At 72.9% G+C, this 6,416-nt stretch carries 5 protein-coding genes and 1 pseudogene; 4 read left to right on the top strand and 2 right to left on the bottom strand.

The genetic code is table 11. From position 1 onward, the window contains the following. Positions 1–386: 386 nt before the first annotated feature. From ABD236_RS21010 to ABD236_RS20995, 4 genes and pseudogenes are all read left to right on the top strand, one after another. Positions 387–1,358 carry a hypothetical protein gene (locus tag ABD236_RS21010; protein WP_344075384.1) on the top strand — a complete coding sequence of 324 codons (972 nt, stop codon included), beginning with the start codon at positions 387–389 and terminating at the stop codon, positions 1,356–1,358. An 89-nt stretch (positions 1,359–1,447) separates the two neighbouring features. Then, positions 1,448–2,977 (top strand): APC family permease, encoded by a 1,530-nt coding sequence (locus ABD236_RS21005; protein WP_344075381.1) that lies wholly within the window; start codon positions 1,448–1,450, stop codon positions 2,975–2,977. Between the two features lie 123 nt (positions 2,978–3,100). Further along, a complete protein-coding gene (locus ABD236_RS21000; protein WP_344075448.1) occupies positions 3,101–3,766 on the top strand; it encodes a molybdopterin-dependent oxidoreductase in 666 nt (221 codons plus the stop codon). Next, a pseudogene (locus ABD236_RS20995) lies at positions 3,708–4,349 on the top strand (cytochrome b/b6 domain-containing protein); the annotation flags it as partial. The gene ABD236_RS21000 and the pseudogene ABD236_RS20995, both read left to right, overlap by 59 nt. Before the next feature lie 100 nt (positions 4,350–4,449). On the opposite strand, the gene ABD236_RS20990 reads toward ABD236_RS20995, so the two are convergent. Together ABD236_RS20990 and ABD236_RS20985 are read right to left on the bottom strand one after the other, a co-directional pair. Next, the gene (locus ABD236_RS20990; RefSeq protein ID WP_344075379.1) at positions 4,450–5,856 is read right to left on the bottom strand and encodes a GntT/GntP/DsdX family permease; all 1,407 of its coding nucleotides are present in this window, start codon (positions 5,854–5,856) and stop codon (positions 4,450–4,452) included. Positions 5,857–5,866: 10 nt separating this feature from the next. Further along, a complete protein-coding gene (locus tag ABD236_RS20985) occupies positions 5,867–6,376 on the bottom strand; it encodes a gluconokinase (protein WP_344075377.1) in 510 nt (169 codons plus the stop codon). Positions 6,377–6,416 lie beyond the last annotated feature (40 nt).

Below are 6,416 nucleotides of genomic sequence, written 5' to 3'. Positions count from 1 at the left end.
GCGGGCTGGTCGCGCAGTTCCCCGCGCCCCTGAGGTAGTCCGCCGCAGCCGGAGAACTCAGCTCAGCCACCGACGCTTTGAGGGGCGCGGGGAACTGCGCGAGCAACCGGCCGCGGTCCGCAGACGAACGAGGGTTTTCAGGGGCGCGGGGAACTGCGCGACCAGCCACCGGCGGCCCGCAGACGAACGCGAGGAGGGGTACCGGGGCCCGGGGGCCCGGTAACCCCCGGCGGCGACCCCCAAGTTGAACCCCGAAGCACCGCCGCCCAGCCTTGACGTGGAGCCTTGGGTACCGCTTTGCTGTCCGCGATCACCCTGTCACCGAACAACAGAAGCCCCACCCACCACACCCGCACCACACCAACCACCCCCCGGGAAGTACGCGGATGCCCCCGCCCCCGCTCGGCCGCCCCCGCAGACGCGCCGGACGAGCCTTCGACCCGGCGCTCGACGACGCCGAACTCGTCGCCGTCCGCGCCCAGTTGGCGCAGGGCCGGTGGACCAGGGTCCGCTCGTTGCTGGTCGCGACCGGCGACGACTGGGACCGCCGAGGCCACCGCCTCACGGTCCTGGGCGAGCCGGCCACCTCCGCGGCCTGGGCCCGCGAGTGGCTGCTCGCCGAGCCGGACAGCGCCGACGCCGCGGCGCTCTACGCCTGCGCCCTCGTCTCCCGCTGCCTCGGCGACAAGGGCGACCGGGGCGACAGGAGGGGCCAGGCCGACAAGGACCGCGCCCGCGACGCCTGTCTGGAGGCGGCCCGCCTCGCCCCCGCCGACCCCACCCCGTGGCTCGCCCTGCTCGCCCTCTCCCGGCGCCTGGGCTCCGACAACGAGACCGAGCAGATCTTCGCCGAGGTCTGCTCCCGGCACCCGGAGCACCACCACGCCCACCATCTGATGGCCGCCCGGCTCGCCGAGCGCCGCCCGGGCGACGGCGCCGACCCGATGCACGAGGTGTACGCCTTCGCCGCCGCCTCGGTCGCCCGCGCCCCCGCCGACTCCCCGCTCGCCCTGCTCCCGCTGGTCGCCCACGCCGAGCGCTACCGGGTGCTCGCGGCCCAGGGCGCGGCGCCCAGGGACCCGGTCGACTCCGAGCACTGGACCGGCCGCCGGGCCCGCCAGGTCATCAAGTCCGCGTTCGACTGGTGGCTGGAGTGGGAGCGCGAGGACCACCCCCGGGCCGGCGTCGACCTCAACTTCCTCGCCCACGCCAAGCACTGCGAGGGCCGCCCCGCCGAGGCCGCCGCCCTCTTCCACCGCATCGGGCGGCACTTCACCCCCGCGCCCTGGTCCTACCCGGACCGGGACCCGTACCGCGCCTTCCAGGCCGCGCGCAGCGCCGCACTGGGCACCGCCTAGCTGCACCGGAGCACCTCACGGCACCACCGGCACCACGGCACCACCCGCTCGGACCCACCCCCGCGTCCCACCGAAAGGGCACCCCCGCCATGTCGACCGACACCGATGAGATCCGTACGTACAAGGGGCAGGAGAGAGCCCTGCGCGCCGACCGGCTCGGCACCGCGGGGCTGCTGCTCTCGGTGCTCGCCGCCAGCGCCCCGCTGATGGTGGTCGCCGGGGTCATGCCCACCACGTACGGGGTGATGGGCATCGTCGGCCAGCCGCTGCTCTTCCTGATCCTCGGCGCCGTGCTGGTCCTGTTCAGCTTCGGGTACGCCGAGATGAGCCGGCACGTCCACAACGCCGGTGCCTTCTACGCGTACATAGCCAGGGGCCTCGGCCCCACCGCCGGCGCGGGCGCCGCCTTCGTGGCGCTGGTCGCCTACAGCGCCCTCCAGGTCGGCATCTACGGCATGTTCGGCTTCGAGGTCTCCAGCCTCTGCGCCACCTACCTCGACACCGAGGTCGCCTGGTGGATCCCGGCGCTGGCGGCCGTCGCGCTGGTCGGTGTGCTCGCCTGGCTGAAGATCGACCTCAACGCCAAGGTGCTCGGCGTGCTGCTCGTCATCGAGGTCGCGCTGGTCGTCGTCTTCGACTTCGCCGCCGTCGGCGACCCCGCCGCGGAGGGCCTGTCGCTGCACGCGTTCAACCCCTCCACCCTCTCCGGCGCGGGTATCGGCACCGCCCTGTGCTTCTGCATCGCCGCCTTCACCGGCTTCGAGCAGGCCCCGGTGTACGCGGAGGAGACCAGCCGCCCGCACGTGGTCGTGTCACGGGTGATGTTCCTGGCCGTCGGCTTCAGCGCGGTGTTCTTCGCCCTCAGCTCCTGGGCGCTCAACGTCGCCGCGGGCCCCGGCGGGATCGTGGACGCGGCGCGCAAGAACGGGCCGGGGCTGCTGTTCGGGCTCACCGAGGACCGGCTCGGCACCACCTTCACCGACGTCCTGCACTTCCTCTTCGTCACCGGTATGTTCGCCGCGCTGCTCAGCTTCCACAACGTCGTCGCCCGCTATGTGTTCGCGATGGGCCGCGAGGGCCTGCTGCCCGCCGCGTTCGGCCGGACCAACCACACCAGCGGCGCCCCCGGCTCCGGCTCGCTGCTTCAGAGCGTGATCTCGGGCGTGGTCGTCGTCGCCTTCGCGGTCGCCGACGACAAGCCCACCGGCGACCCGACGGCCGCCGTGCTGCACCTGTTCACCTGGATGGGCAACGTGGGCGCGCTCGGGGTGATCGTGCTGATGGCCGCCGCCTCCTTCGCGGTCATCGCCTTCTTCGTCCGCCGGGGCGCGGCCGGCGCGCAGGTGTGGCGGCTGCTCGCCTCCGGCATCGCCGGGGTCGCGCTCCTGGTCATCGCCGTCTACACGGTCAAGGACTTCGACGTCCTGGTCGGCGCGGGACCGGACTCCTCGCTCAGCTGGCTGCTGCCCTCGGTCATCGCGCTCGCCCTGGCTGCCGGGGTGGCGTACGGCCTCGTCGTACGGTCGCTGCGGCCCGAGGCGCACGCCCGGATCGGCCAGGGCAACGAGGCCTTCCGGCTGGAGAAGGCGGCGGGCGCCGGGGACCGGGCCCGGATCTGACCAAACGGTGACGGAGTGCCGCGGCCCCTGGTTTCCGGGGGCCGCCGGTGCTCGAATCAAGGGGTGAACCCTGAACCACCGCCCGCCGAGAGCGCGCCGGTCGGCCGCCGGATCGTGCTGGGCATGCTCGGCCTCGGCGTCGCCGGGGTGGCCGCCGCCCCCGTCCTCCAGCGCGGCCTCGAATCGGCCCTCGGCGCCGCCGCCGGGAAGGACCCCACCGGTCTGACCGGTCTGCTGCCCAACGGCGGCGGCTTCCGCTACTACTCGGTCGCCGCCTCCGTCCCGCACAGGGGCGCCGCCGACTACCGGCTCACCGTCGACGGCCTGGTCGACCGCCCGGCCACCTACACCCTGGACGCGCTGCGGGCGCTGCCGCAGACCCGGCTGGTGCGGGACGTGCAGTGCGTGACGGGCTGGCGGGTGCCCGGCACCCCGTTCGCGGGGGTGAGGCTGTCCCGGCTCCTCGACGCCGCGGGGGTGCGCCCAGGAGCCGGGGCGGTCCGCTTCACCTGCTTCGACGGCACGTACACCGAGAGCCTTGACCTCGAACAGGCCCGCCGCGACGACGTGCTGGTGGCCCTGAGCATGCAGGACAGACCGGTCTCCCACGCGCACGGCGGCCCGGTCCGCCTCTATGTGGCCCCCATGTACTTCTACAAGTCGGCGAAATGGCTCTCCGGGATCACCGTGACGAGCAAGGTGCGGCGGGGATTCTGGGAGGAGCGGGGCTATGACACGGATGCCTGGGTCGGCCGGTCCAACGGACGCGACGACCACCCCACCGGCTGAACCGGCCGTGCGCGTACGGCGCTTCACCCGGGCCGAGCGCTGGGTGCACCGCGCCAACGCCCTGGTGTTCGGCGTGTGCGTGCTGTCCGCCGCCGTGCTGTATCTGCCGCAGCTCGCCGAGGCGGTGGGCCGCCGCGAGCTGGTGGTGACCGTGCACGAGTTCTCCGGGGTGCTGCTGCCCGTACCCGTCCTGGCAGGGCTGCTCTCCCGGGCCTTCCGTGCCGATCTGCGCCGGCTCAACCGGTTCGGGCCGCACGAGCGCCGCTGGCTGCGCTCGGCGCTCACCCGGGACGGACACCCCCGTACGGCGGGCAAGTTCAACGCCGGACAGAAGGTCTACGCGGGGTGGATCACCGGCGCCGCGCTGGTGCTGCTCGGCACCGGTCTATTCATGTGGTTCACGCACCTGGCGCCGCTGCCGGTGCGGATCGGCTCCACCTTCGTCCACGACTGGCTGGCGCTGGCCGTGGGGATCGTGCTCACCGGCCATGTGACCATGGCGCTCCTCGACCCGGAGGCACGCCGTGGCATGCGCACCGGGTCGGTGGGCCGCTCCTGGGCCCGCCGGGAGCACGGGCTGTGGCTGGACGAGCTGGAGAGGGGGCCGGACGGCCGCCGGGCAGGCGGGGCGGCCCCTGGATCACCCGAGACAGCGGCCCCCAGATCACCCGGGACAACGGCCCCTAGATCACCAGAGACAGCAGCAGGACGAAGCCCAGCGCCACCACCGAGATGATCGTCTCCATCACCGACCAGGTCTTGACCGTCTGGCCGACGTCCATCCCGAAGTACTCCTTCACCAGCCAGAACCCGGCGTCGTTGACATGGCTGAAGAAGAGCGAGCCCGCGCCGACGGCGAGGACCAGCAGGGCCGTGTGCGCGGTCGACATGTCGGCGGCCAGCGGCGCCACCAGACCGGCCGCGGAGATCGTCGCCACCGTGGCCGAGCCGGTCGCCAGCCGGATCGCGACCGCGATCAGCCAGGCGAGCAGCAGCGCGGGGATGGACCAGTCCTTGGAGACGTCCAGGATCATCTGCCCGACGCCCACGTCGATCAGCGTCTGCTTGAAGCCGCCGCCCGCGCCGACGATCATCAGGATGCCCGCGATCGGGGCGAGCGACTTCTCGACGGTGGTGGAGATCCGCTCCTTGCTGAACCCGGCGGCCCGGCCCAGCGTGAAGATCGCCACCAGGACGGCCGCGAGCAGCGCGATCAGCGGCGAGCCGATCACGTCGGTGACCCGCTGGAGGTGGTTCTTGGGATCGTCGACCACGATGTCGACCAGCGCCTTCACCAGCATCAGCACGACCGGCAGCAGCACCGTCGAGACGGTGGCGACAAAGCTCGGCCGGGTCTCCAGGTCCTCCGAGGGGCGGGCCGGGATCATCCGGTCCGGGGCGGGGATGTCGACCCAGCGGGCCGCGTACCGGGAGAAGACCGGACCCGCGATGATCACGGTCGGGATGGCGACCAGGACGCCGAGGGCGAGCGTCACCCCGAGGTTGGCGTCCACCGCGTCGATGGCGACCAGCGGGCCGGGGTGCGGCGGGATCAGCCCGTGCATCACCGAGAGCCCGGCGAGCGCCGGGATGCCGATCCGCATCAGCGAGTAGTTGCCGCGCTTGGCGACGAGCAGCACCACCGGGATCAGCAGCACGATCCCGACCTCGAAGAAGAGCGGCAGGCCGATGATGGAGGCGATCACCACCATCGCCCAGGGCATCGCCCGCCCGCCGGACTTGCCGGCCTTGGCCAGGATCGTGTCGACGATCTGGTCCGCGCCGCCGGAGTCGGCGAGCAGCTTGCCCAGGATCGCGCCCAGCGCGATGAGCACCCCGACGCCGGCCACGGTGTTGCCCAGACCCGTGGTGAAGCTGGTGATCGCCTTGTCCAGCGGCGCTCCCGCGAAGGCGCCGAGCGCCAGCGAGCCGATGGTCAGGGCCAGGAAGGCGTGCAGCTTGAACCTGGTGATGAGCAGGACGATGACGGCGATGCCGGCGAGTACGGCGATCCCCAACCGGGCGTTGCCCGCCGAGGTGATCGGCTCGGCCGCGCCCGCTGCCAGGATCTCGACGCTGAGACTGGTCACGGTGTGGTCCTTAGGAGGCGAGCCGGCGCAGCGCGGCGACGGCCCGGTCGGTGATTTCTTCGGGGGTCCCGGCGACGTCGACGGCCACGCCCGCTTCGTCCGCCTGGAGCGGCTGGAGCGTGGCGAACTGCGAGTCGAGCAGCGCGGTGGGCATGAAGTGGCCCTTGCGCTCGCCCATCCGGTGCTCGATGAGCTCCCGGTCGCCGGTGAGGTGCAGGAAGACGAGGCCGGGGGCGGCCGCCCGCAGCCGGTCGCGGTAGGCCCGCTTGAGCGCGGAGCTGCTCACCACCCCGCCGAGGCCCGCCCGGCCGTGCGCCCACTGCCCGATCGCGTCGAGCCAGGGCCACCGGTCGCCGTCGTCCAGCGGGGTGCCCGCCGACATCTTGGCGACGTTGGCCGCCGGGTGGAAGTCGTCGCCCTCGGCGTACGGAACGCCCAGGGCCTGGGCGACCAGCGGCCCGATGGTGGTCTTGCCGGTGCCGGCCACGCCCATCACCACGACGACGTGGGGGGTGCTCATAGCGGTGCCTCGCTGTCTTCGTCGACATCGATGTGGTCCG

The organism is Streptomyces crystallinus (genome assembly GCF_039521265.1).
Lineage (GTDB): Bacteria > Actinomycetota > Actinomycetes > Streptomycetales > Streptomycetaceae > Streptomyces > Streptomyces crystallinus.
This window is presented reverse-complemented; position numbering and strand designations above follow the sequence as displayed.